The 24802-nt window shown below is 42.1% G+C and carries 23 protein-coding genes and 1 pseudogene; 13 read left to right on the forward strand and 11 right to left on the reverse strand.

Features of this window, described 5'->3' with window-relative positions:
• Positions 1–203 precede the first annotated feature (203 nt).
• Positions 204–1157: a methyltransferase gene (locus V2H77_RS09865; RefSeq protein WP_341498651.1), complete on the forward strand. Its 954-nt coding sequence runs from the start codon at positions 204–206 to the stop codon at positions 1155–1157.
• A 596-nt stretch (positions 1158–1753) separates the two neighbouring features.
• Entirely contained in the window at positions 1754–2710 is a 957-nt protein-coding gene (locus V2H77_RS09870) for a methyltransferase (protein WP_341498652.1), read from the forward strand.
• A 282-nt stretch (positions 2711–2992) separates the two neighbouring features.
• Here the strand turns inward: V2H77_RS09870 and fdoI are convergent, their stop codons facing one another.
• Genes fdoI through fdnG form a run of 3 tightly spaced genes read right to left on the reverse strand, consistent with a single transcriptional unit; the run spans position 2993 to position 7619 of the window.
• Positions 2993–3634 carry a formate dehydrogenase cytochrome b556 subunit gene (fdoI, locus tag V2H77_RS09875; RefSeq protein WP_265379102.1) on the reverse strand — a complete coding sequence of 214 codons (642 nt, stop codon included), beginning with the start codon at positions 3632–3634 and terminating at the stop codon, positions 2993–2995.
• The gene (gene fdxH / locus V2H77_RS09880; RefSeq protein ID WP_341498653.1) at positions 3631–4560 is read right to left on the reverse strand and encodes a formate dehydrogenase subunit beta; all 930 of its coding nucleotides are present in this window, start codon (positions 4558–4560) and stop codon (positions 3631–3633) included. Before fdxH ends, fdoI begins: the two co-directional genes overlap by 4 nt.
• Positions 4561–4571: 11 nt before the next feature.
• Complete coding sequence (fdnG, locus tag V2H77_RS09885) at positions 4572–7619, reverse strand: formate dehydrogenase-N subunit alpha (RefSeq protein ID WP_341498654.1); 3048 nt, start codon at positions 7617–7619, stop codon at positions 4572–4574.
• 181 nt (positions 7620–7800) lie between these two features.
• Here fdnG and fdhD point away from each other — a divergent pair, with 181 nt between their 5' ends.
• Positions 7801–8631 carry a formate dehydrogenase accessory sulfurtransferase FdhD gene (fdhD, locus tag V2H77_RS09890; RefSeq protein WP_341498655.1) on the forward strand — a complete coding sequence of 277 codons (831 nt, stop codon included), beginning with the start codon at positions 7801–7803 and terminating at the stop codon, positions 8629–8631.
• A 109-nt stretch (positions 8632–8740) separates the two neighbouring features.
• Here fdhD and V2H77_RS09895 read toward each other — a convergent pair whose 3' ends face one another.
• Positions 8741–9508: a transferase gene (locus V2H77_RS09895; protein WP_341498656.1), complete on the reverse strand. Its 768-nt coding sequence runs from the start codon at positions 9506–9508 to the stop codon at positions 8741–8743.
• Positions 9509–10401: 893 nt separating this feature from the next.
• On the opposite strand from V2H77_RS09895, the gene V2H77_RS09900 reads away from it, so the two are divergent.
• Together V2H77_RS09900 and V2H77_RS09905 are read left to right on the forward strand one after the other, a co-directional pair.
• Positions 10402–11322, forward strand: coding sequence for a carbohydrate kinase family protein (locus V2H77_RS09900; RefSeq protein ID WP_341498657.1), 921 nt, complete (start codon positions 10402–10404; stop codon positions 11320–11322).
• Between the two features lie 47 nt (positions 11323–11369).
• On the forward strand, positions 11370–12590 hold the full coding sequence (locus tag V2H77_RS09905; protein ID WP_341498658.1) for an MFS transporter: 1221 nt from the start codon (positions 11370–11372) through the stop codon (positions 12588–12590).
• Here V2H77_RS09905 and V2H77_RS09910 read toward each other — a convergent pair.
• Positions 12587–13252: a helix-turn-helix transcriptional regulator gene (locus V2H77_RS09910; protein ID WP_341498659.1), complete on the reverse strand. Its 666-nt coding sequence runs from the start codon at positions 13250–13252 to the stop codon at positions 12587–12589. The genes V2H77_RS09905 and V2H77_RS09910 overlap by 4 nt on opposite strands.
• Before the next feature lie 94 nt (positions 13253–13346).
• On the opposite strand from V2H77_RS09910, the gene V2H77_RS09915 reads away from it, so the two are divergent.
• Positions 13347–14762 carry an MFS transporter gene (locus V2H77_RS09915; RefSeq protein WP_341498660.1) on the forward strand — a complete coding sequence of 472 codons (1416 nt, stop codon included), beginning with the start codon at positions 13347–13349 and terminating at the stop codon, positions 14760–14762.
• A 219-nt stretch (positions 14763–14981) separates the two neighbouring features.
• On the forward strand, positions 14982–16091 hold the full coding sequence (gene fic / locus V2H77_RS09920) for a protein adenylyltransferase Fic (protein ID WP_341498661.1): 1110 nt from the start codon (positions 14982–14984) through the stop codon (positions 16089–16091).
• 238 nt (positions 16092–16329) lie between these two features.
• Here fic and V2H77_RS09925 read toward each other — a convergent pair.
• From V2H77_RS09925 to V2H77_RS09935, 3 genes and pseudogenes are all read right to left on the reverse strand, one after another.
• A pseudogene (locus V2H77_RS09925) lies at positions 16330–16497 on the reverse strand (type II toxin-antitoxin system death-on-curing family toxin); the annotation flags it as partial.
• A gap of 30 nt (positions 16498–16527) precedes the next feature.
• Positions 16528–16749, reverse strand: coding sequence for a type II toxin-antitoxin system Phd/YefM family antitoxin (locus tag V2H77_RS09930; RefSeq protein ID WP_341498662.1), 222 nt, complete (start codon positions 16747–16749; stop codon positions 16528–16530).
• Between the two features lie 297 nt (positions 16750–17046).
• On the reverse strand, positions 17047–17910 hold the full coding sequence (locus V2H77_RS09935) for a YicC/YloC family endoribonuclease (protein ID WP_341498663.1): 864 nt from the start codon (positions 17908–17910) through the stop codon (positions 17047–17049).
• Positions 17911–18036: 126 nt separating this feature from the next.
• Here V2H77_RS09935 and rph point away from each other — a divergent pair, with 126 nt between their 5' ends.
• Together rph and pyrE are read left to right on the forward strand one after the other, a co-directional pair.
• On the forward strand, positions 18037–18765 hold the full coding sequence (rph, locus tag V2H77_RS09940) for a ribonuclease PH (protein WP_265513555.1): 729 nt from the start codon (positions 18037–18039) through the stop codon (positions 18763–18765).
• A gap of 85 nt (positions 18766–18850) precedes the next feature.
• Positions 18851–19492 (forward strand): orotate phosphoribosyltransferase, encoded by a 642-nt coding sequence (pyrE, locus tag V2H77_RS09945; RefSeq protein ID WP_341498664.1) that lies wholly within the window; start codon positions 18851–18853, stop codon positions 19490–19492.
• Between the two features lie 59 nt (positions 19493–19551).
• Here the strand turns inward: pyrE and slmA are convergent, their stop codons facing one another.
• From slmA to coaBC, 3 genes are all read right to left on the reverse strand, one after another.
• Positions 19552–20151 (reverse strand): nucleoid occlusion factor SlmA, encoded by a 600-nt coding sequence (gene slmA, locus V2H77_RS09950; protein ID WP_036778585.1) that lies wholly within the window; start codon positions 20149–20151, stop codon positions 19552–19554.
• Positions 20152–20269: 118 nt separating this feature from the next.
• A complete protein-coding gene (dut, locus tag V2H77_RS09955) occupies positions 20270–20728 on the reverse strand; it encodes a dUTP diphosphatase (protein WP_341498665.1) in 459 nt (152 codons plus the stop codon).
• Positions 20706–21920, reverse strand: a complete 1215-nt coding sequence (gene coaBC / locus V2H77_RS09960) for a bifunctional phosphopantothenoylcysteine decarboxylase/phosphopantothenate--cysteine ligase CoaBC (protein ID WP_341498666.1) — start codon at positions 21918–21920, stop codon at positions 20706–20708. Before coaBC ends, dut begins: the two co-directional genes overlap by 23 nt.
• Positions 21921–22120: 200 nt before the next feature.
• On the opposite strand from coaBC, the gene radC reads away from it, so the two are divergent.
• The 4 genes from radC to V2H77_RS09980 all read left to right on the forward strand — a co-directional run bounded on the left by radC (position 22121) and on the right by V2H77_RS09980 (position 24765).
• Positions 22121–22813 carry a RadC family protein gene (gene radC, locus V2H77_RS09965; protein ID WP_049584959.1) on the forward strand — a complete coding sequence of 231 codons (693 nt, stop codon included), beginning with the start codon at positions 22121–22123 and terminating at the stop codon, positions 22811–22813.
• 240 nt (positions 22814–23053) lie between these two features.
• Positions 23054–23290 carry a 50S ribosomal protein L28 gene (gene rpmB, locus V2H77_RS09970; protein ID WP_011148921.1) on the forward strand — a complete coding sequence of 79 codons (237 nt, stop codon included), beginning with the start codon at positions 23054–23056 and terminating at the stop codon, positions 23288–23290.
• A gap of 11 nt (positions 23291–23301) precedes the next feature.
• Entirely contained in the window at positions 23302–23469 is a 168-nt protein-coding gene (gene rpmG, locus V2H77_RS09975) for a 50S ribosomal protein L33 (RefSeq protein WP_010847629.1), read from the forward strand.
• A 174-nt stretch (positions 23470–23643) separates the two neighbouring features.
• The gene (locus V2H77_RS09980; RefSeq protein WP_341498667.1) at positions 23644–24765 is read left to right on the forward strand and encodes a glycosyltransferase family 4 protein; all 1122 of its coding nucleotides are present in this window, start codon (positions 23644–23646) and stop codon (positions 24763–24765) included.
• Positions 24766–24802 lie beyond the last annotated feature (37 nt).

Genomic DNA, 24802 nt, shown 5'->3' on the forward strand with positions numbered 1-24802 from the left:
ATAAGGAACAATTTGAATCTCTAAAATACATAATCAAGGTAAGTTAATAATTTGTAAAATAAGGAGAATAATATCTTTATTATATCACGAGAAAAGACAATAAAGTTAATGATTACATTAATACCTAATCAATCATCATGGTATTTCCTGAGTTTTAGATAGAACAATTCATCTTTTTATAATATAAATATAAAGGATAACTAATGCTAATTGAGCTTATTGAATCATATAAAAAATCAATTGCCATTTATACTTTTGTTGATACAGGTTTGTCTGTTCACTTTAAAAATGGGGCCTGTATGGATATCAATGAACTTGCCAGTCAATATGGTATTGACTATTCGCGACTTAATATATTATGTGATTTATTAATTGAAATAGGAGTATTGGTTAACAGCAATGATAAAGTTGCGCTTTCTGATGAATGCAGTGCGCTTGCCGATCCTGAAAGTATAGAATCGTTAATAATAAAGTGGGAATTTGACTCAGATTTCTGGAACGCTTGGTTAATGTATCCAAAATCCTTGCTTGAAAATAATGGTAAATCGGCATTTGAAATAGCGTATGGAAAACCATTCTTTGAACATTTGGATAGCAATAAATTGCTCAGATCAAAATTTGATTCTTTAATGTCAAGAGACTCGGATAGAATGATTGAAAATTTATTTGATATTTATGATTTTAGTCAACACGATAAAATATTAGATGTTGGAGGAGGTAAAGGGAATCTTCTGATAAAAATAAGTGAAAAGGTAAAAGGAAAACATTATGCTGTGTTAGATAAATATAATAAAATTCATGTTCACGAAAATATAGATTTTATAGATGGGGATTTTTTTGAATCAATTCCATCAGGTTACGATTTATATATCCTAAAGAATATTATTCATGATTGGTCTGATAGTGAATCAATACTCATCTTAGAAAATTGCCGCAAGGCAATGCATAATAATTCAACTATTTTATTAATAACTTTAATGAAAAAACCACAATCTAATGCAATGAAATCTTTAGATATGATAATGGATATGACATCTTTAGGGAAAGAACGTAGCTTAACGGAGTTTGAGTATTTAGCTAACCAGGCAGGGTTGATCATTCAAGATGTTAAAGATGTCAATGAATCATTTTCAATTATCCAACTAGGCGTAAAATAAATTATAGATAATAGGGAGCTTAACCAAATATAATGATATGGATATTGTATGTCTGATAAATCTATAATTAAGTATGGCATTAAAATATTTGATGCCATATTTTCATTTTGTATCAATAAAGTGTTGAAATAGAATGTGAATTTAAATTTTACAATAATGTTGGTTTAATGGTGAAAATAGTCAAATTAAGTTATATTTCCTAGTTTTATTTTCAAAAATTCTGCAAAGAATTAATTGTGATCTTTATCATTTATTTTTATTGAATTTAATATAGTATAATAATTTACACTTGAAAATGGATAATCAAATTGATTTAACTACTTGGCAAGTATGGAGATTAAAATTCTAATTGTTTAATGAGGAAAAAGTAACAAAACTGATAATCACAATTTGGTGAAAATAATTTTATTAAGATACCTAATCAGTCGTCACGGTATTTCCAGCGTTTTAGATAAAACATTTCATTTGGATTTCAAGTTGCTTCGCGACGGCAAGGGAGCGAATCCCCGGGAACATAGATAACTATGTGACTGGGGTGAGTGAGCGCAGCCAACAAAGAGGCAATTTGAAAGATAACGGGTATAAAGGATAACGCTATGCTAATCGATCTTATTACATCATGTAGAAAATCAACTGCAATTTATGCTTTTGTTGATATGGGCTTATCTGTTCACTTTAAAGATGGGGCCTGTGTAAATATCAGCGAGCTTTCCCGTCAATATGGTCTTGATCATTCTCGTTTTAGCCGGTTATGTGAATATTTAATCAAAATAGGGGTATTGGTTAGTAGCAATGAAGGGGTTGCACTTTCTGAGGAATGCAGTGCGCTTGCCGATCCTGAAAGTATGGAGTCATTAATGATAAGGTGTGAAGTTAGCCCAGAATACTGGAACGCTTGGTCAATGTATTCAAAATCATTGTATGAGAATAATAGTAAAACGGCATTTGAAATAGCGCATGGAAAACCATTCTTTGAATATTTGGATAATCATGAATTGTTTAGATCAAATTTTGATTCTGCAATGTCAAAAGGCTCAGATAAAATCATTGAAAAGCTACTTGATATTTATGATTTTAATCAATACAACAGAATATTAGATGTTGGAGGAGGTGAGGGAAATCTTCTGGTAAGAATCAGTGAAAAAGTAAAAGGAAAACATTACGCTGTATTGGATAGATATAATGAACTTCCCGTTTCTGGAAATATAGAATTTATCAATGGAAATTTTCTAAAGTCAATTCCATCGGGTTATGATTTATATATTTTAAAAAACATTATCCATAATTGGTCCGATAGTGACTCAATACTTATTTTGGAGAATTTCCGCAAAATCATGGATAAGAACTCATCTCTATTATTGATAAATATGGTGAAAGAGCCCGAATTTTCTAGATCTTTTGATATATTAATGGATGTGTTATTTTCAGGGAAAGAACGTAGTTTTGCTGAATTCGAAAATCTGGCTAACCAAGCTGGGCTTGTTGTTCAAGAGACTAAACTTGTAGATCAATCATATTCACCATATTCATTTATCAAATTACAGATAAAATAAATTGTAGGAATTACAGACTATTCCCAAAGATGATTACATGAGTATTGTGTCTTTGATGAATGAATACCTAAAATAAAGCATCAAAAAATTTGATGCTTTATTTTATATCAAAGAAATAGATAGATTGAAATAGAAAGTGAATTGAATTTAAAAATTTATAATAAAAAATAATTTAAACAAAAATACTAAACTGAATATCTAATTATTCCTTGCATTATTCGCACTTAATAAATAATAAGCAGGATATGGCTATCCTGCTTTGATGATTATGTTCGAAACTTATTAACGTTTCTCTTCCTGTTGCTCCTGTTTCATCACTTCACGATACCAACGTGGGTGATGTTTCTTCGCCCAACCACGGGTTACCCAACCCTCAACCATTGCTCGGAAAGATCCTTTCACCCAGAATGCCGCATAAGCGTGAACCATAATCGTCAAGATTAAACCAATAGCTGACATTGAATGGATGAGAAGCGCAATTCGAATTATCGGAATAGAGAAGAAGTCAGCAAAATAAGGACGCCAAATAACAACACCACTGACAACGAGTAATATCAGGCAAATACTGATAGACCAATATACGCCTTTCTGACCTAAGTTATATTGACCAATATCGCCCGCTTCTTCATTTTTTATAATCTTATGGATGTTTTTCAGCCATACAATGTCATCTTTGTCGATAAAATTATGTTTAAAATATCTGAAAAACATAAAGATAAATAAAATAAACATCACGGAACCCATAAATGGATGCAAAATCCGTGACAATTGAGGCGTACCGAAGATATTCATCAGCCAGTTAAAAGAGGGGAAAAAGAATCCTAATCCACTAATGGCAGTAAATAAAAAACAGAGTACCACCGCCCAGTGGTTTATTCGCTCAACGGGTGAGTGACGGATAATAATATCTTTCTTACCTTTCATCGCGGTTCCTCCCCATTAGCTGACTTCGGTGAAGATTCTGCATCATGACGCGCATTTTCTTCGTCTTCTTCTGTTACCCGATTCGGACCAATACCCACGTAATGGAAGAGGCTGGCAGCGAATGTGGCTGCAAATCCCACTGCGGCCAGCGGCTTCCAAATACCTTTCCAGAAAGTGACGGTCGGGCTGATAGCGGGATTGTCCGGTAGGCCATGATATAGCTGTGGTTTGTTAGCATGGTGCAGTACATACATTACATGGGTACCGCCAACACCATCAGGATCGTACAGACCCGCATTCTCATAACCACGGCCTTTCAACTCACTCACCCGTTCAGCCGCCAAATCCTTCATGGCTTTTTTACTGCCAAAATGGATTGCGCCGGTCGGACAGGTTTTCACACAGGCAGGTTCCTGACCAACGTTAACGCGGTCAACACACAGAGTGCATTTATATACCCGGTTGTCTTCTTTGTTGATCCGCGGCACGTTGAATGGACAACCGGCGATACAGTAGCCACAGCCGATACAGTGTTCCGACTGGAAATCGACAATCCCGTTTGCATACTGAATGATCGCCCCTTCTGCCGGGCAAGCCTTCAAGCAACCCGGATCAGCACAGTGCATACAACCATCTTTACGGATAAGCCATTCCAGTTTGCCGTTCTCTTCAACTTCTGAGAAGCGCATTACGGTCCATGATTTAGCGGTTAAATCAGCCGGGTTATCGTAAACGCCAACGTTATGACCGATCTCATCACGGATGTCGTTCCATTCAGAACAGGCCACCTGACAAGCTTTACAACCAATACAGGTTGTCACATCGATCAGTTTCGCGACGCCCTCCTGGTCATCCCGCACCCGTGGCGCAGGAGTAAAAGAATTTGTGGCGGAGCGACGAATGATGTCTTGAGTTTGCAATGACATAATTTTTCCCTTTACACTTTTTCCACGTTAACTAGGAACGCTTTGAACTCAGGCGTTTGTGTGTTCGCATCACCAACAAATGGTGTCAATGTATTGGCAATAAAGCCCTTCTTCGCTGCCCCTTCAAAGCCCCAATGAATAGGAATCCCGATAGTATCCACTTCACGACCGTGTACATTCAGGGTTCGAATACGTTTGGTGACAACCGCTTTTGCTTTGATGTAACCACGATTAGAGCTAACTTTGACGGTATCGCCGTGCTTGATGCCTTTCTTTTCTGCCAGTTTTTCACCGATTTCCACAAACTGTTCTGGTTGGATAATCGAGTTCAACAATGCATGTTTTGTCCAATAGTGAAAATGTTCTGTCAAGCGGTAAGTCGTTCCCACATAAGGGAATTTATCTGCCTTACCCATCGCTTCAAAGTCGCTCTTGAACACGCGGGCAGCCGGGTTGGATACCACATTTGGATGCAACGGATTGGTCCCCAATGGCGTTTCAAAGGGTTCATAGTGTTCAGGGAATGGCCCTTCAGCCATCTTATCAATAGCGAACAGACGAGCCATACCTTCCGGTTGCATGATAAATGGACCAACATCCGTTTCCGGCGCCGCCACGCTGTAATCAGCAGTATCGATGCCACCCCACTTAATACCATCCCACGTCAGTAACTGACGTTTCGCATCCCAAGGTTTGCCCTGAGGATCAGCCGATGCGCGATTGTACAAAATACGCCGATTTAACGGCCAAGCCCATGCCCAACCTAGCGTATTACCCAATCCTGACGGATCAGCGTTATCACGACGAGCCATCTGGTTACCTTCCGGCGTCCAGCTTCCAGCAAAAATCCAACAACCACTAGCGGTAGTACCATCATCACGTAGTTGTGCGAAAGAGGTTAATTGCTGACCTTGTTTCACTATGACGTTGCCATCAGCGTCAATGAGATCAACCAATGCCCGGCCATTACTCTCCTGGGCCACTTCTTCCGATGTAGGGCTGTCCGGGTTGAAATAATCCCAGGTCATGTTCAGCACCGGCTCTGGCGATGCGCCGCCTTCAGCGCGGTACATATCCCGCAGACGTTTGAAGATACCGGAAAGGATCTCGCCATCACCAATGGCTTCTCCCGGCGCATCCGCACCTTTCCAGTGCCACTGCAACCAGCGACCAGAGTTAACAATCGAACCGTTTTCCTCGGCAAAGCAGCAACACGGCAGGCGGAAAACTTCTGTCTGAATTTTGGATGAATCGACGTCGTTAAATTCACCGTGATTCTGCCAGAAAGTTGAAGTTTCAGTGTTAAGCGGATCGATAGTGATCAGGAATTTCAATTTCGACAGGGCATCAACGACTTTGTTTTTATTCGGAAAAGAGGCTACTGGGTTAAAGCCTTGGCAAATATAGCCATTCACTTCACCTTTCGACATCATGTCAAAAAATTGCAGAACGTCATAACCCTTGTCCCACTTCGGCAACCAGTCAAAGCCCCAGTCGTTATCTTGACGAGCGTTATCGCCGTAGAAACTCTTCATCAGGCTGATAAAGAATTTTGGGTAGTTGCCCCAATAGTTAACCTGACCCGGTCGCATTGGTTTTGGCGTATTTGCCTGGAGGTAAGTTTGTAGATCAGCCTGTTTCTCTGAGGGAAGTGTCAGATATCCCGGCAAGCTTTGCGACAATAACCCCAAATCAGTCAATCCCTGAATATTCGAGTGACCGCGCAATGCATTAACACCGCCGCCCGCCATCCCCATATTGCCTAACAGTAGCTGGATCATTGCCATAGTTCGGATGTTCTGTGCGCCAACTGAGTGTTGAGTCCAACCCAGTGCGTACAAGAAAGAAGCGGTCTTATCCTTAACACAAGTCTCTGCAATATATTCACAGACTTTCAGGAAATCCTCTTTTGGCGTACCGCAAATATTACTGACGATGTCGGGCGTATAACGGCTAACATGCTCTTTTAACAGGTTCCATACACAACGTGGGTGCTTAAGGGTGATATCACGTTGAGCAAAGCCATTTTCATCCAGCGCATAGTTCCAACTGGTTTTGTCGTATTGACGTTTTTCTGCATCGTAACCGCTGAATAGGCCATCATCGAACGAGTAATCTTCACGCACAATCAGACTGGCGTTGGTATACGCCTCAACGTATTCATGGTTTATCTTATCGTTGGTCAGCAGGTATAAAATTACACCGGATAAGAAGGCAATATCAGTACCAGAACGGATTGGGGTATAGAAATCCGCTACAGATGCTGTACGGGTAAAACGTGGATCAATCACGATTAGCTTAGCGTTATTGTGGATTTTCGCTTCCATTGCCCAACGGAATCCCACAGGGTGCGCTTCGGCAGCGTTACCCCCCATAACGACGATCAGATTCGCGTTCTTAATATCAACCCAGTGGTTGGTCATCGCACCGCGACCAAATGTTGGAGCAAGACTTGCTACCGTTGGTCCGTGTCAGACACGTGCTTGGTTGTCTACGGCAAGCATGCCGAGAGCGCGACTAAATTTTTGTGATAAATAACCTGTTTCGTTACTGGAAGCAGATGCGCATAGCATACCCGTTGTCAGCCAGCGATTGACTGTCACGCCTTCTTGATTGGTTTTAATGAAATTGGCATCACGGTCTGCTTTCATTAACTTAGCAATGCGATCAAATGCCTCATCCCAAGTAATACGTTGCCATTTGTCAGAACCCGCTGCCCGATATTCTGGATATTTCAGACGGCTTTCGCTATGAATAAAGTCAATCAAGCCAGCTCCTTTGGGGCAAAGCGCGCCGCGGTTTACTGGATGGTCAGGATCGCCTTCAATATGGAAAATAGTTGCTTTTGCATTTTTTGCGCCGTCGCCAAGGCTGTACATCAACAGTCCACAACCGACAGAGCAGTATGTACAGGTATTTCGGGTTTCACGTGCACGCAACAATTTATAGTTACGCGTTTGTGCAAGGGCTGCGGTTGGCGTAAAGCCCAACGCTGCTACCGTCGTACCTGCCATACCGCCAGCGCAGATCTTAAAGAACTGCCTTCTGCTGACTTGCATGGGAATCTCCTCACTCACATTGTCTTAAACAGTGTCCATTCCATCATGGGAAAAATTTCAAATGTGTTCTTTTTTATTAAAACCACTTTCCGTAGCGGGATCAGATTTATTGCCTGACAAATAGTATAGACTCTTTTTTCCACACAATTATTGTGTCGTAACACTATTAGGAATTCATCTAATGTATAACGTAAAATCAGGGAAGTTGTTACCATTTGGTGTGATTGATGGGGTAAAACGAACGAACGTGCAACAAAAACACCATTCCGACATATTAAAAGCTGATTGGGTCGCAGAAGAAGTTCCTGTTGCTTTAGTTTACAACGGGATTTCCCATGTTGTGATGATGGCAAGTCCTAAAGATCTCGAATATTTCGCTATTGGGTTTTCACTTTCCGAAGGCATCATTGAATCTCAACACGAGATTCGCGGCATTGATATTATCCCTAATTGTAACGGCGGCATTGAGTTGCAAATAGAACTTTCTAGCCGTCGTTTTGCCGGTTTGCAGGAACGCAGACGTCATCTGGCTGGACGAACAGGTTGTGGCATCTGCGGAGCAGAACAACTTTCTGATATTTTTCGCCCGATTCCTCCACTGCCTTTCACTCAAACCTTTTCATTAAACCACCTTGATTATGCTCTCTCTCAACTGACTAACGTCCAAGATATTGGTGCATTGACAGGTTGCACTCATGCCGCAAGTTGGATCAATCCAGAAGGTAAATTATTGGGGGGATGTGAGGATGTAGGTCGTCACGTTGCACTGGATAAAATGTTAGGGATGAAGGCAAAAACAGGCTGGCAGCAAGGCGCTGCTATGGTATCCAGCCGTGCCAGTTATGAGATGGTACAAAAATCAGCCATCTGTGGCGTTGAAATTTTGTTTGCTGTTTCAGCAGCAACTTCATTGGCTGTAGAAATCGCTGACCGATGTCATTTAACCTTGGTTGGTTTTTGTAAACCCGGTAAAGCGACGATTTATACTCATGCTGAGAGATTAATAAGCTAATTGAGTCAAAAATATGCAATATCAAGAACACCTGCATTCCCTTATTGGTGATTAAGATGAAAATAAATTTTTCATCTTAATCAACGGAGGTTATAGCAATAATACTAAATCACGCATATAAGTTGTGAAACATCCATAAGTTAGGTTCAATGTAATAACCCATTTGTTGTTGTATATCCACCTCTAGCGGTACTAAACCTCCAGGAATAATATACTGCCCACTTTGCGGAAATTTCATTCCTGTCCATTCCTGCCATTTATCGAGCGTGGCATTTATAGACATTGAGTGCATAGCCGGTCGAATAATCTTTGCTCCCAGGCGCCAGTGTGTCCGAATCCAAGGATCAAAAGGTTCATTGTTGTCATTCTTCCATCCACAGTATTGTACAAAATCTTGCAATGGATAATTTTGTTTCAACGTCGGCCTGACAGGAACAACTAACCCTTCCATCCCAGCATCAATAGCCGCTTGTTTTAAGCTACCAATAAGTAATGCTGGTAAATTCTTGCCGCGGAATTCAGGAGATATCGTTACCGACAGTGCCGACAACATTTTTGTTACTGTTTTTCCTTGAGCAATCATACCTCTGCTAAAAACTTCATCCCAAGCATTATCCGGCAGTTGCTCTAATGAATCGCCTTCCCAAGGGAAAGGCACCGAATTAGCAGTACCAATTAATGTCTGCTCTTTCCCTTGTTGCAAAATAGCAAATTGTTGGAATTGGCTGAAATCTGGCTCGAATAATTCATCCCAGTATTCATCATCCGCTGAGGAATTCAGCATAAATAAAGGCCAGTTATTATAAAGAAGCTCATCAGAGGCACCTTTCAAATCAGGTCGTTGTTTTGCGGATTGAATAATGATGTGTGTTTTCAAAGTAGGATTTCCTGTAAAGGTCATTTGTAAGATTGGTAAGTAATCCATTAGTTAATAATGATAGTTATATATAACAGTAATAATATTTACAGATATAAATAAACAATGTGTTTTAAATAATCGTTACTAATAACTAAGTAAATAAATTTTTATTATGATGAACTTGATTTATGTATCAAGAATATAAAATTATAAATATTTATCTTACACTGATAACGTTCTGTTGAAAATACAATAAAATCGATTCACTGTTTGTTCCAATAGGGATGTTTTATTTGCCGTTGTTTATTATAAAAGTGTGCTTGGGCAGTAATTAGATAAAAATATTATCTTTTGACTACATTTCATATTTAAATACGGTCGGATGGAAAAATGCGAATATTTTCATCGATTAAATAACTTTTTATAATATTGGGATGCTTGGCTTCTTCATTTATTTTGGTTCTCCTCATGAGGCTAATTTTATGAGTTAATCAATTTTTTCCATGAGTTTTCATATATCTTGATAACAATGGTTATGTGTCACTATTTCACACAGAGATTGTCATCGCGCTATGACCGATAAATTTGATATCAATCACGTTGGTATCACATAATTGATACAGGTTGACTTTCATTGAACCCGATTAATGTTAAAGTATAAATACTTCTTATATATATGAATTCAGCAATAATTGCTGCAAGTTTTCTTTCCTAAGCGATTTATACCCTATGGATTTCAAGCTGCATCGCGACGGCAAGGGAGCGAATCCCCGGAAGCATAGCGAACTATGTGACCGGGGTGAGTGAGTGCAGCCAACAAAGAGGCAACTTGAAAGATAACGGGTATATCTGTTTCTTTTCCAATTTGATGGGATTATGGCTGATATTTGGGCTGGTAAGAGGAGAGCCTGATGGCGGGTTTACTACCGATTACTATAATTGGTGCGGCGGCGGGAGATATTGTTCTTAGTTTACCGAGGCTTCCCCGGAGTGGAGCAGATCAGGAAGCTAAAGAAATTGATCGACAGATTGGTGGTTCTGGTTTCAATGTTGCTCGGGCTTTGGTGCGCCTGCAAATCCCGGTGATTAATGGTATACCGGTCGGTAACGGATGCTGGGGGGAACAGATAACCAAAGAGATGCAAGACCTTGGGCTTGAGGTCACATTAACCAATACATATCTTGATAATGGCTGGTGTTTGGCGATGGTTGAACCGGATGGTGAAAGAAGTTTTGTCTCCGTGAGTGGTTGTGAAGTTGACTGGAGTATGGCAATGCTCTCTTCGATTGCTTTGCCGGAAAAGGGATATATCTACTCTAGTGGTTATGTCATGGCGGGTAAATCAACGGCGATTTTATGTGATTGGTTACTAGCGTCACCGTCCGGGCAGACGTTATTGCTGGATTTTGGCCCTCGTTTACCAGAAATAGCTCCTGCTTTCCTTGATGCATTGCCTGCTGACCGGACTATTCTGACACTGAACCGTGATGAAGTTGCTATATTGTGCGGAGAAGGTGATCCTGTCGTCCAGGCTAGCGGTTATTCCAGTAAAAAGAAAATCACTATTATCTGCCGGTTAGGTTCACAAGGGACATGGATATGTCTGCCTGATCGTGAGCCAGAATATGTTGCTGCTTATAAGGTGAAAGTGGTGGATACCATCGGTGCTGGGGATGCTCATAGTGGCGGCATGCTTGCGGGATTATCGCAGGGAATGTCGCTAAGAGATGCTGTTGAACTTGGCAATCGTGTTGCTGCTATTGTCGTCAACCGTTCTGGTGCTGCTGGCGCACCAACAATAAAAGAACTAGAGGAGTTTGTGTTTGAATAATTATTTTCAGTCACTACGCCTCTTAGATTTTAAGGGGCGTAGTTAAAATGAGTGCATTACTTCCAGGTTGGAAACGCAAAACGGCTTTATTTTTATCAGCTCAAATAATTTCTTTGCTAGGTTCTTCCATTGTCCAGTTTTCTATCGTCTGGTATATCACCTTAAATACTTCATCGGGAGAAATGCTGGCTATTTCGGTACTCTGTGCATTTCTTCCACAGGTATTGATCTCTTTATTTGCGGGTGTTTGGGCGGATACTTATAACCGTAAGTTGCTCAGTATTGCCTCTGATGCGTTAATTGCATTAGTCACGCTTGGTTTGGCGATCTCTTTTATGCTTGGATTCAAGAGCATTGAGTTGTTATTTGTGGCGCTGATTGTCCGTTCATTGGGGACGGGTATCCAGACACCGGCAGTGAGTGCGATTATTCCGCAACTCGTCCCTAAAGAGAAATTACTGCGGGTTAATGGTATTAATACGTCTTTGACTTCACTGATGATGTTGGCATCTCCAGCTATCAGTGGTTTTTTGTACTCTCAGACTTCGATGGAAAATATTTTTTTAGTGGACGTAACGACTGCCATTATTGGCATTAGTATTGTTTCGTTTATTCCTATTCCCAAAATTGTTTCTAATTCCATGCCGGATAATAAATTTCAGGCAATTTTAGCGGGTTTCCGTTATTTGCAAGAGAATAAATTAATTAGAAACCTGTTGATTTTTCTGATTTGTGTTTGCTTTCTGATTAGTCCGGCTGCGTTTTTGACACCTTTATTAGTTAATAGGACATTTGGTGAAGAATCGTGGCGTTTAGCCGTTAATGAAATGACATTTAGTGCTGGCGCGGTTTTAGGTGGATTGCTGATTTCTTTCTGGAGTGAGTATAAAAATAAAATGCGTATAACGGCGATTGCTTGCGCGTTTTTTGGCATATTTATGATCGCTCTTGGTAATGCCTATTGGTTCCCGCTTTATCTGGTGCTTAACGTCTTTTTAGGCATAGTGACACCTTGTTTTAACGCACCGATAACCGCGGTTTTTCAGGAAAGAGTCGAACCTGAGATGATGGGTAGGGTATTCAGTTTAGTTCAGATCGCTTTGTCCTGCTCTTTGCCATTAGGTATGGTGCTGTTTGGCCCAATTGCTGACTATATTAATATTCAATCTCTTTTAATGATATCTGGTGGATTGATATTACTGACTGGCGCGCTGTTTTTTATGTTTAACGGAGAAGGTAGCAGAGAAGAAAGGAGCAGAGCGGTTTAATCCGGCTTAATGTTGCCAGTTATGCGATAAGCGCAGCGCCGTGAATTGGTGAGTATATACTCCACGCGTTCTACCTGAGCCTGGAGTATATCCCGAAATACGTTGAGTTCTGCGCGACAAAAGCTTTGGCAGGTGGCAGCGGCAGCGCAAATTGGGCAATGATTTTCTACCAGCAAAATAGCGCCGTCTTCGGTAAATGACCATTGAGCCATGTAACCTTCACGGCATCTTATAGCAACCAGCCGTTCGACTCGTTCTTGTAGACTGGTTGCTCCATTCATTGCCTGCTGATAATTAATACGGGTTTCCTGCTCGCGAGTATCGATCAATAAATCTATGGCTTTCTCACCTAACTGTTTACGAATAGTGTTGAGTAATTGTACCGTCAGCTCAGCATGTGCATCCGGGAAATGATGATGACCTGCGGCTGTCAGGTGCCAAAGTTGTATTGGACGACCAACGCCTCGGGCTTCTGCAATAGCTTCCACCAGCCCTTCTTTGGCTAACTTCACAAACTGTTGTCGGGCAGCTTCCCCGGTTGTGCCTAGTATTTTTCCGGCGTCGGAAGCCTGTTGAGGACCACGGGTTTTCAATAACATCAGTAACTTTTCACCGACTGATTGTGTCATATTTGTGCTATTTTCAAGGCATTTTCTTGACATATTGCCTCTCCCCGTCTTAATTTATTCCAAGATAATTCTTGTTTAATTTAACGTAAGACTCATATTAACTCAATGCTAATGCAGGATAATGACTGTGATAACAAACGATGAAAGCCGCTGGAGCGATTTGTTCTCCGGTAAAAATGCGGCCAGTGCTCTGGTTTTATCGCTAGGCGTTGCGCTACATGCGATTAATATCTTAATTGTCACCACTATCTTACCTTCGGTGGTACAGGATATTGGGGGTTTGAACCTTTATGCTTGGAATACGACGCTGTTCGTCGTTGCTTCTATTATTGGTTCAGTATTATCTGCGTGTCTGCTTAATGCACAGGGAGCACGTAATGCTTATCTGGTTGCTGCGCTATTGTTCTTCTTTGGCAGCTTGTTATGCGCACTTGCCCCAACAATGGCGGTGATGCTTATCGGCCGAACTGTTCAAGGCTTTGGCGGTGGACTGCTGTTTGCACTCTCCTATGCCATGATCAATCTGGTATTTGAACAGGCGCTTTGGCCGCGGGCAATGGCTCTGATATCCGGGATGTGGGGAGTGGCGACGTTAGTTGGCCCTGCTGTGGGCGGTGTTTTTGCTGAGATGCATGCTTGGCGTTATGCCTTTGGCATCATGCTGCCAATAATGCTGTTGTATGCGGTCTTCACTTGTTTAACTTTGCCGAAAGGTAAACTTCAGGAGCGGAATAAAACAGTATTACCCTTGGTGCAGCTAGTTCTATTAGCGGCAGCAGTATTGATGGTTTCTGCTGGTAGCGCATCCGAAAATGTGAAGCTGAATTTTGCAGGAATTATGCTGGCATTAGTATTAATAATATTGCTAATTTGTCACGAACGGCGTTCGGTCATACGTTTATTACCTCATGGCGCATTGCATTTTGGATCACCTCATGCTGTGTTATTTGCCACGATTTCATTATTGGTGGTCGGCATGACCAGTGAAGTATTTGTTCCGTATTTCCTGCAAATATTGCATGGTCAGTCACCGCTAATTTCTGGTTATATGGCTGCGGCAATGGCAGCCGGTTGGACAATTGCCGAGATAATCAGTGCGGGCTGGCGTGGAGCGGGTATGCGCCGGGCAATTATCAGCGGGCCAATATTGGTATTAATCGGTATGTTGATTCTGTCGTTGATATTATCACAGCCTTCAGTTGGACATTGGCAAGTAATGATGCCTATTGTGATTGCATTGACTTTGGTGGGATTTGGTATCGGTTTTGGCTGGCCGCATTTGCTCACTCGCATATTACAGGTTTCGTCAGATGGGGATAAAGATATTGCTGGCGCTTCAATTACAACCGTGCAGCTATTCGCTACTGCTTTTGGAGCCGCATTGGCGGGGATGGTGGTGAACCTTTCAGGATTTAACGAACCTGGTGGTGTAACGGGAACTGCTTCTGCCGCACACTGGTTATTCCTGTTATTTGCTATCGCACCATTGCTGGCGCTGTTTACGGCGTGGAGAGCAGCGAAGATTAGGTTAGTGGCTGAGTAGTTCTGTTTTTTGGTGTAAAAAATAGCTCATGATATCGACGTTTGTTGATGACACGTCGATATTTTCTTGTTTTTTCGACACATGGTTTCCATATGTCGACATGATCGACATATTGCTAATACGTGTCGAAATTTTTCGATTTTATCGACATGAAATCTTTGTGTGTCGATGTCGTCAACATATACACGCAACGTGTCGAAAAAAATAGGAAATATAAACATGACATGGCAGCCCGATGCGCCTTTTAATGCTATTCCCTTATTGCCGCCAACCATAAAGGTGATGGAATCCATTGCAGTATTAAAAGCCTGTATACCTGCCAGAGCTGCACTGGCTGAGCTTAAGCAAGTTGGTGAATTGTTGCCTAATCAGAGGTTACTCATTAACTTATTGCCACTGCTGGAAGCAAAAGACAGCTCAGAAATCGAAAATATTGTTACGACTTCAGACAAACTGTTCCAATATGCACAAGAAGACAGTCTGGCTGATCCTGCAACGCAAGAAGTACTACGCTACCGTACTGCGCTTTATGAAGGGTTCATACAATTAACTCGACGGCCACTATGCACGAATACAGCGATTGAAGTTTGTAGCCGACTAAAAGCTGTTGATATGAATATTCGCAAAGTTTCTGGTACAACGCTGAGTAATCAAGTAACGGGTGAGATTATTTATACGCCGCCAGAGGGAGAATCTCAGATATGTGATTTACTCAGCAATTGGGAGCAATTTCTTCATGCAGAAGATGGAATCGACCCATTAATCAAGATGGCTATTGCTCACTACCAGTTTGAGGCTATTCATCCATTTACTGATGGCAATGGACGTACTGGTCGTATCATTAATATTCTCTATCTTATTGAACAGCAGCTTTTGACATTGCCAATTCTTTATTTAAGTCGCCACATTGTACAACATAAGCGTGATTATTATCGGCTACTTTCCCAAGTTACCGCTGCTGGCAAATGGGAAGAGTGGATTATCTATATGTTAACCGCAGTAGAGCAAACTGCTAAATGGACTACAGATAAAATTGCTGCGGTAAGAGAACTGATTGAACATACCAGCGAGTATATAAAGCAAAGCCTGCCTAAAATTTATAGCCATGAGCTGGTACAGGTGATATTTGAACAACCTTATTGTCGTATTAGTAATTTGGTTGAGTGTGATATTGCTAAACGTCAAACTGCTTCGGTTTATTTAAAACAATTGTGTGATATTGGAGTATTACAAGAAATTCAGGCCGGGAAAGAAAAGTTATTTGTTCACCCTAAATTGGTGCAGTTAATGACCCAGGATAGTAATAAATTGAGTTATTACACAGTTTGAAAAATACTTATTAGTCGAATTTGTCATGTAAAAAAACTTGTCATCAAGAGGTTGCCAAGAATAATACAGACACAAAGATCCACTGCATTTGTTTTTGTTTATGGGCGGCCTAAAATAGTTAGATCTAAAACCAATAACAAAGAGTATGTTAATTTCTATGTTGATAACTTAGACTACATTGATATTAATGTGGACTAAAAGGAAAGTTTAAATTTAAGTACGGGAAAAACAGGGTTACTTAGCTGAGTGGGTCAATATTTTCTACCAGCTCCCGTAAATACTGCGCCAACTGGCTAACGCTTTTCTCACCAGTAGCGGCATCTACAGTCAGATTTTCCAATGTATTGTCGTTATCGAGGATCTGTATGCCATTACGATAGAGGAATGTCATGGTAACGAAGATGGAATGCGATAATTTCCTGCGCACTCACCCACATCATCGGTCGGTCAACGCCTCTACAGTATGTCCGTGGCGCTGCATAATGTGATCAAACTCGGCATCCAGTTTGGCATTTCGATAATTCTCATATTCAGCTTTGCTAATTACCACAGCGGCGCTGCCGTTCCTGCGGGTGATTTCAACTGGTTCACCGTTGACGGCTGTGTCCAACAAAGCTGAAATATTAGTTCTGGCTTGGGTTGATGTGTATGTGCGCATATTATTTCTCCTGAAATGTACACTTAGATTGCATGTTATTCAATCAGCCGAAAGGATGAAGCATCAATAATGGAACTGCTATAGTTGTACAAATTTTACAATTAGCACAGGTATATATAGTTTGTTCTGTCCGGGTTCTTAGCAAAGATTCTTCATTCCTTTATCCATGTTCGAATTGGTATGTCTGTGAATTTTCCGCTATATCCACCTGCGTTTCGAAGGGTGTACTTAAACTGGTAAGTGCTCTTTTAAGTACACCAGAAACATGCGTTGGATTTTATGAGTCAGTATGAAAATTTACTCAATATTCTGAATCTGCTCCCTCATCTGCTCGATTAGCACCTTCAATTCAATAGCGGAGTTAGTGATGTCGGCATTGATGGATTTGGAGGCAAGCGTATTAGATTCGCGGTTAAATTCCTGCATCATAAAATCCAGGCGGCGGCCGACGGCTTCTTTTTTCTTCAGAATATTGCGAGTTTCTTTGACGTGGGCATCAAGGCGATCTAGCTCTTCTGCCACATCAAGACGTTGAGCCAGTAAAACTAATTCTTGCTCAAGACGGTTATTTTCAAGCTGTACCTGCGCTTCTTCCAGTTTGGTTTGCAGGCGTTCCCGTTGCCATTGCATGATTTCAGGCATCTGTTGGCGAACTTTACTGACTTCTTCGGTCACCGCGTCCAAACGTTGTTCAATCATAATTTTAAGTGCATTGCCTTCGGCTTCACGGCTTTGAATAAAGGCATCCAGTGTTGTATCCAATTCTTGCAACAATTGAGTGTTGATAGCATCTAAATCTTGCTCTTCTGCTGCCATAACGCCGGGCCAACGCAGAATGTCAACAGGGTTGATTTCACCTTCGTTGCTCTGTTGTTTGACCCAACTCGCCGCATTGACTAGCTGTTTTGCCAAAGTTTCATTCAGGATAAGTTCGCCTTGAGCACGTGAGTCCAGTTCAAAACGCAGGTTGCACTCAACTTTTCCGCGAGTCAGACGGGAACGAATACGTTCACGAATCACCGGTTCCAAGCTTCTGAATTGTTCTGGTAGGCGGATATAGGTTTCTAAATAACGCTGATTAACGGAGCGTAGTTCCCAAGCTGCATTTCCCCATTCACTTTTGGTATCTCGCCGTGCAAAAGCAGTCATACTACGGATCATGATTCGTTCCCAATTTAAACAAAAGATTAAGAGATTATAACGCTCGTTGTAGATGCAGGATAGGAATTAGCCCTGTTAGGCCGTATAATGCGCCCCCAATAATGATTTAACAACGGAGATAACACTATGCGCCCAACAGGAAGAGCGGCAGAACAAGTGCGTCCTATCACTATAACTCGCCATTATACTAAGCACGCGGAAGGTTCGGTTCTAGTAGAGTTTGGGGATACCAAAGTGTTATGTAATGCCTCCGTTGAAGAAGGGGTTCCCCGCTTCTTGAAAGGTCAGGGGCAGGGTTGGGTGACGGCGGAATATGGTATGTTACCGCGTTCTACTCATACCCGAAATGCTCGTGAAGCCGCCAAAGGCAAACAGGGCGGCCGTACGATGGAAATTCAGCGTTTAATTGCCCGTTCGCTACGCGCCGCTGTTGATCTGAAAAAACTGGGTGAATATACCATTACACTGGATTGTGATGTTATTCAGGCTGATGGCGGTACCCGTACAGCTTCTATTACTGGTGCTTGTGTCGCGCTAGCTGATGCGTTGAATAAAATAGTTGCAGCAGGCAAGCTGAAAGAAAGTCCTCTGAAATCAATGGTTGCTGCGGTCTCTGTTGGCATCGTGGATGGTGAAGGCCGTTGTGATCTGGAATATGTGGAAGATTCCGCCGCTGAAACTGATATGAACGTCGTGATGATGGAAGATGGCCGGATGATTGAAGTGCAAGGCACTGCGGAAGGCGAGCCATTTAGTCATGATGAGTTGTTATCCTTATTGGCCCTTGCCAAGGAAGGATTAGAGGACATCTTTGCAGCGCAGAGAAATGCGTTAGAACAAAATGCATTAAAATAATAAGTTGATCAGGCGACGTAATAGTCGCCTTTTTTATGCCTGTTGTATGGCGGATAACCATGACTAAGAGAAAGGAGAGACACCAATGAAAGCCTATCAGCGCGAATTTATCGAGCTTGCGCTAAAAAAACAGGTACTGAAATTTGGGGAATTCACCCTGAAATCAGGACGTAAAAGCCCATATTTTTTTAATGCCGGGCTGTTTAATACTGGGCGTGATTTGGCGTTAATCGGGCGTTTTTATGCAGCAGCATTGTTGGATAGCGGTATTCAGTGCGATTTGTTATTCGGACCTGCTTACAAGGGTATTCCAATTGCCGCGACAACGGCAGTTGCACTGGCAGAGCATCATGATATCGATATGCCATATTGTTTTAACCGTAAGGAAGCTAAAGATCATGGCGAAGGTGGCACTTTGGTTGGTAGCTCACTTAAAGGCAATGTTGTTCTGGTTGATGATGTTATTACCGCAGGTACAGCTATCCGTGAATCTATGGAGATTATCAAGCAGCATAATGCGACGCTTGCCGGCGTAATGATTTGTCTTGATCGTCAGGAACGTGGGAATGGTGAAATCTCGGCACTTCAGGAAGTGGAAAGAGATTATGGCTGCAAAGTGTTTTCTATCATTACCTTGAATGACTTGATTAATTATTTGAGTGGTCAGCCGGAGATGAAAGATCATCTGGATGCAGTAAAAGCCTATCGTGCGCAGTACGGTATCTGATAGATAAGCTTCAAAAAAAGCCCTCGCCCAATAACGGGCGGGGTGAGTAGTAGAATAACTTATTGTAGCTGAGCCAATAATAATGGCCAGCGCGCTTCAAATTCCTGTGTTGGACGATAGTGGAACTCAGAGCGTACAAAACGTGATAGCATCCCTTCACAAAATGCGAGTAATTGAGAAGCTAATAACGACTCATCATAACTGAAACCTTGCCCATCACGTAATTTTTTCTCTTTTAAAACTTGACGGATCTGTACTTCAATTCGTTCAAATAACTGATTTATGCGCCCTTGCAGCCGGTTTTGTTCAAACATTAGAGCATGGCCTGTCATGATGCGGGTCAGACCTGGATTTTTTTCTGAAAAACCCAGAATCAGAATCAATATCAGGCGAATACGAGTCGTGGTATCTTTCTCGTCTTGCAGAATCAGGTTAATCCGTGAAATTAATGAGTCTTCAATAAACTCAATCAAGCTGTCAAACATCCGGGTTTTACTAGGAAAATGCCGGTATAGGGCAGCTTCGGAAACGCCCACGTTGGCGGCCAGTTTGGCGGTAGTGATTCGATGGCTGCCATCGCTGGATTGCAACATATGCGCCAGCGCCTGCAAGATCTCCTCGCGCCTGTTTCTTTTCTTCGTATTTTCGTTTTCTGCCATGTCTGACAAGACCTTTGTTAAGAACAGCAAAACAAACAAAATCAGTAATTCTTTGCTCAACGGTATTTTGAGCAAAGAATATGATAATGGGTTAAATGGTTTTAGGTTTTACAGAGATTTATTGGCGACCGGAATGACCAAAACCACCGTTGCCTCTTTCGCTGGCTTCAAAATCTTCTACCAGATTGAATTCAGCCTGGACGACGGGTACAAAAACCATCTGAGCGATACGTTCGCCTGGCTGGATAGTGAAAGTTTTATCACCACGATTCCAGACGGAAACCATTAGCTGGCCTTGGTAATCAGAATCGATTAAACCCACCAGATTACCCAGAACGACGCCATGTTTATGTCCAAGGCCTGAACGGGGCAGAATAACGGCAGCCAATTGTTCATCGCCAATGTGAATAGCAAGCCCGGTTGGAAGCAGTTCTGTTTGGCCTGGAGCCAGTTCTACCGCATTGTCCAGGCAAGCCCGCAAATCTAAACCTGCGGAGCCTGGCGTGGCGTAAGTTGGCAAAGGAAATTCCTTCCCGATACGTGGGTCAAGAATTTTAACGTCGATTTTTTTCATCATAGCGTCTGACTATCTCGTCTAATAAATGGTGGCTAAGTAATAACTTATTACTATGAGGTAAGCGGATTTCTCCCTCATGCCAGAACAAATGTAATGCATTAGTATCACTGTTAAAGCCGTGGCCGGTAAGCGATACATCATTTGCGCAAATCAGATCCAAATGTTTTTGGTTCAGTTTTTTTCGTGCGTATTCTTCCACATTCTGGGTTTCAGCCGCAAACCCAACCACGAAGGGGCGGTTTTCTTGCATTGCTGCTACATTGGCAACAATATCCGGGTTTTTGATTAGGGTAAAAGTGATTTCATCACCCTGTTTTTTAATTTTTTCTTCGGCAATCTGTTTAGCGCGATAGTCTGCAACCGCAGCACAACCAATAAAGATATTCTGTGAACCCGCTACTGCCTGTACTTGTTCATTCATTTCCAGGGCGCTGGTGACGTCGATTCGTTTGACTCCCGGTGGTGTTGGTAAATTAACGGGGCCAGTGATAAGGGTGACTTCTGCGCCACGTGTTGCCGCAGCCTGGGCGATAGCAAACCCCATTTTGCCGGAGCTGTGGTTGCTGATAAAGCGGACGGGATCTAGCGCTTCACGGGTTGGTCCAGCGGTGATAGCAAGTTTTAGATGAGCTAAGTCCCGATTGGTTTGAAAATGTTGCTCAGCGAGTTCGACAATCGCCAAGGGATCTAGCATTCTGCCGGGACCAACGTCACCACAAGCTTGGCTGCCGTTGTCCGGTCCCCACAGGAGAACGCCTCGTTCTTCAAGGCGCTTGAGATTATGTTGTGTTGCTTGAGCTAGAAACATTTGTTGATTCATTGCGGGCGCCGCGGCAATTGGGGCGGGGGAGGCCAAACAGACAGTCGTCACGAGATCATTTGCCATACCGACTACCAAGCGAGCCAGTAAATCAGCGGTGGCAGGGGCGAGAATAATCAGATCAGCCCACTTGCCAAGCTCAATATGCCCCATAGCCGCTTCTGCTGCCGGATCTAACAAGTCGTCAGAAACGGGATAACCAGAAACCGCCTGCAACGTCATTGGTGTAATAAACGCTTCTGCTGCTGGTGTCATTACTACACGTACTTGTGCGCCGCGATCACGCAGGCGACGTACCAGCTCGGGAGTTTTGTAAGCGGCTATCCCTCCGCTGATACCAAGCACAATCTGTTTGCCGGAAAGTCCTGCCATCGTGATTGTCCGAATATTAAGTTGCAAGGGGCCAAGATTTTATCACAAGAGATTACAGAGTTGAGCAGAGTCTGAGCTTTGATGGTAAAAAAGAATAAGTTTGCGAGCGGCTACGCAGCTCTTGAATATGATATTCGCCCTTATATTTAAGGCATGGAATACTGTTTGTATCAGGTGAAATAGGACAGGGAGATGAATATATGGGAGTTGATATCGCTGAAAATACAGGAGAAATATATTCAAATTTAGCTCCCAGAGAGAAATTATTGGCTTATGGCTCGGTTTCTCTGACAGATGCTGAGTTATTGGCTATTTTTTTACGTACCGGGACGAGAGGACTTCCTGTTTTACGAATGGCTGAATTTTTACTGAAAGAATTCGGGTCTTTGTACCATTTACTCTCTGCTGATTATGACACTTTTTGTTCCCATAAAGGGATGGGATTAGCCAAGTATGCACAATTACAGGCTATTGCAGAACTGGCGAAGCGTTTTTTCTCCAGCCAGTTCATGCATGAGGATATTATGAGTAGTCCAAGTGTGACTCAAGAGTATTTGCAAAATCTATTATCGGGGCGTGATCGGGAAATATTTGTTGTGTTGTTTCTCAATAATCAAAATAGAGTCATCTGTCATGAGGAGATGTTTAAAGGCACAATCAATAAAGTTGAAGTTCATCCTCGTGAAATTGTCCGATCGGCGATAAAGGTGAATGCTTCATCCGTTATTTTGGCCCATAATCATCCATCAGGTCATGCAGAGCCGAGTTTGGCAGATAAGATTGTTACAGATAAAGTGATTGATGCCTGTAATTTAGTTGGTGTGAAAGTGCTGGATCATCTGGTTATTGGCCGGCAATGTTGTGTCTCATTTGCTGAGCGAGGATGGATTTAAGCTAATTTTTTCAAGATCCTTGTGGATCTTTGGTTGTGCGGGACTTGAGCGTCGGCGATTGAGGGCGTATACTACGCCACCTTTGAGGATCTTTGGTTTGGCGAGAAGAGCCTATCTCAGCACATTTTCTGAGTAAATGTGAGTCTTTTCAGTAGAATTTGCTGAGATGGGCTCCTAAGCCTGACGAGGCGGCCATACCCAATACAAAGCTCGAGCTGATTTGATTTTTGGAGAATAGACATGTCCCGAGTCTGCCAAGTTACTGGCAAACGCCCGATGAGTGGTAATAACCGCTCTCATGCATTGAATGCGACTAAGCGTCGTTTTCTGCCTAACCTGCATTCCCACCGTTTCTGGGTTGAGTCCGAGAAGCGCTTTGTAACTCTGCGTGTATCTGTTAAAGGTATGCGTGTGATTGATAAGAAGGGTATCGATGCAGTTTTGGCTGAGCTTCGTACCCGCGGTGAGAAGTACTAAGGAGCTGAAAAATGGCTAAAGGTATTCGCGATAAAATTAAGCTAGTTTCTTCTGCTGGTACTGGTCACTTCTATACCACTACGAAGAACAAGCGTACTATGCCTGAGAAACTGGAAATGAAAAAATTTGATCCAGTTGTTCGTCAGCATGTTATGTATAAAGAAGCCAAGATTAAATAAAATTTTGGTTGATTTGATAAAAACCCGGCCTAGGCTGGGTTTTTTGTTGTCTGAAAAGTTTTAACCGATATTCACTGATTCTTCTCTGCATTTCATATATATCCTGTTATTCGTAGACGTAAAATGTTGTTTCGCTATACTAACGCCTTCCGGTAGGCTGGATATGAAACCGAAATGGCTAAAGAAAAACTAAATATTTTACATACGGAATCTTCTTGTGGTTGGGGTGGTCAGGAAATCCGTATTCTGACGGAATCCCAAGGAATGATAAAACGTGGACACAAAGTGGTTATTGTCTGTTGTCCTAGTTCTAATATCTACCGTGAAGCAAAATCTTATGGTGTGCCGGCAGTAGCCCTGCCTATTGAGAAAAAGCGGCTGTCCAGCTTTCTTGCTATGCGTCGTTGGTTGAAAAAAGAAGGCCGTCAATTTGACGTTATTAATACACATAGCTCGACAGATGCATGGTTGGTTGCTGCGGCTTGCACGACGTTAAGACATATGCCGCCAATGGTCAGAACCAGGCATGTTTCTACCCATGTTTCTCATTCAATATCAACCCGTTGGTTGTATCTGAGAGCATGCCGACATATTGCGACTACCGGTGAAAAACTACGCCAACATCTGCACACCAATAATCATTATCCATTACAACATATGACATCAGTGCCCACCGGCATTGATTTAGACCGTTTCCGACCGGAAGATAAGAAAGTTTGTCGTCAGCGGATTGGGATTCAAGATAAACCGACATTAGGTGTCGTTGCGACCATGAGAACTTGGAAAGGGCATCGCTATCTGTTAGAAAGCTGGAAAGTGCTGCACCAGAAATATCCTGATTGGCAACTTTTGTTTGTTGGCGATGGTCCACAACGTAAATCATTGGAACCATTAGTAAAGCGAGAAGGTTTGTCAAACAGCGTCATTTTTTTAGGTAATCGTCAGGATGTTCCTGATTGTTTGAATGCGATGGATTTATTCGCATTACCTTCTTTTGGTAATGAAGGCGTGCCACAAGGCATTATGCAAGCAATGGCGTGTGGGATACCTGTTGTATCAACCTCCGTTGGCGCAATTGCCGAAGCGGTCGTTGATAGTGAAACGGGTTATATCGTGGAACCCAGAAATACCGAGTTATTGACGAAAAGTTTAGATTTGTTGATTCATAATAATGAACTGCGCTTGCAATTCGGTCATTGTTCATTAAAGCGGGCAGTGGCTTTATTTGGCATAGATAATATGTTGGATAAAATGGAAAATATCTTTTTTCACAGCATTAAAGGTAAAAAACGTTAACATTTTTTAAGATTTATTCTGGTCCTTATTCTTTGGT

The organism is Photorhabdus sp. P32 (genome assembly GCF_038085095.1).
GTDB lineage: Bacteria > Pseudomonadota > Gammaproteobacteria > Enterobacterales > Enterobacteriaceae > Photorhabdus > Photorhabdus luminescens.

Coding starts and splice junctions, on each gene's coding strand:
- V2H77_RS09865 (WP_341498651.1), top strand. CDS start 204: ATGCTAATTGAGCTTATTGAATCATATAAAAAATCAATTGCCATTTAT.
- V2H77_RS09870 (WP_341498652.1), top strand. CDS start 1,754: ATGCTAATCGATCTTATTACATCATGTAGAAAATCAACTGCAATTTAT.
- fdoI (WP_265379102.1), bottom strand. CDS start 3,634: ATGAAAGGTAAGAAAGATATTATTATCCGTCACTCACCCGTTGAGCGA.
- fdxH (WP_341498653.1), bottom strand. CDS start 4,560: ATGTCATTGCAAACTCAAGACATCATTCGTCGCTCCGCCACAAATTCT.
- fdhD (WP_341498655.1), top strand. CDS start 7,801: ATGTATAACGTAAAATCAGGGAAGTTGTTACCATTTGGTGTGATTGAT.
- V2H77_RS09900 (WP_341498657.1), top strand. CDS start 10,402: ATGGCGGGTTTACTACCGATTACTATAATTGGTGCGGCGGCGGGAGAT.
- V2H77_RS09905 (WP_341498658.1), top strand. CDS start 11,370: ATGAGTGCATTACTTCCAGGTTGGAAACGCAAAACGGCTTTATTTTTA.
- V2H77_RS09910 (WP_341498659.1), bottom strand. CDS start 13,252: ATGTCAAGAAAATGCCTTGAAAATAGCACAAATATGACACAATCAGTC.
- fic (WP_341498661.1), top strand. CDS start 14,982: ATGACATGGCAGCCCGATGCGCCTTTTAATGCTATTCCCTTATTGCCG.
- V2H77_RS09930 (WP_341498662.1), bottom strand. CDS start 16,749: ATGCGCACATACACATCAACCCAAGCCAGAACTAATATTTCAGCTTTG.
- V2H77_RS09935 (WP_341498663.1), bottom strand. CDS start 17,910: ATGATCCGTAGTATGACTGCTTTTGCACGGCGAGATACCAAAAGTGAA.
- rph (WP_265513555.1), top strand. CDS start 18,037: ATGCGCCCAACAGGAAGAGCGGCAGAACAAGTGCGTCCTATCACTATA.
- pyrE (WP_341498664.1), top strand. CDS start 18,851: ATGAAAGCCTATCAGCGCGAATTTATCGAGCTTGCGCTAAAAAAACAG.
- slmA (WP_036778585.1), bottom strand. CDS start 20,151: ATGGCAGAAAACGAAAATACGAAGAAAAGAAACAGGCGCGAGGAGATC.
- dut (WP_341498665.1), bottom strand. CDS start 20,728: ATGATGAAAAAAATCGACGTTAAAATTCTTGACCCACGTATCGGGAAG.
- coaBC (WP_341498666.1), bottom strand. CDS start 21,920: ATGGCAGGACTTTCCGGCAAACAGATTGTGCTTGGTATCAGCGGAGGG.
- radC (WP_049584959.1), top strand. CDS start 22,121: ATGGGAGTTGATATCGCTGAAAATACAGGAGAAATATATTCAAATTTA.
- rpmB (WP_011148921.1), top strand. CDS start 23,054: ATGTCCCGAGTCTGCCAAGTTACTGGCAAACGCCCGATGAGTGGTAAT.
- rpmG (WP_010847629.1), top strand. CDS start 23,302: ATGGCTAAAGGTATTCGCGATAAAATTAAGCTAGTTTCTTCTGCTGGT.
- V2H77_RS09980 (WP_341498667.1), top strand. CDS start 23,644: ATGGCTAAAGAAAAACTAAATATTTTACATACGGAATCTTCTTGTGGT.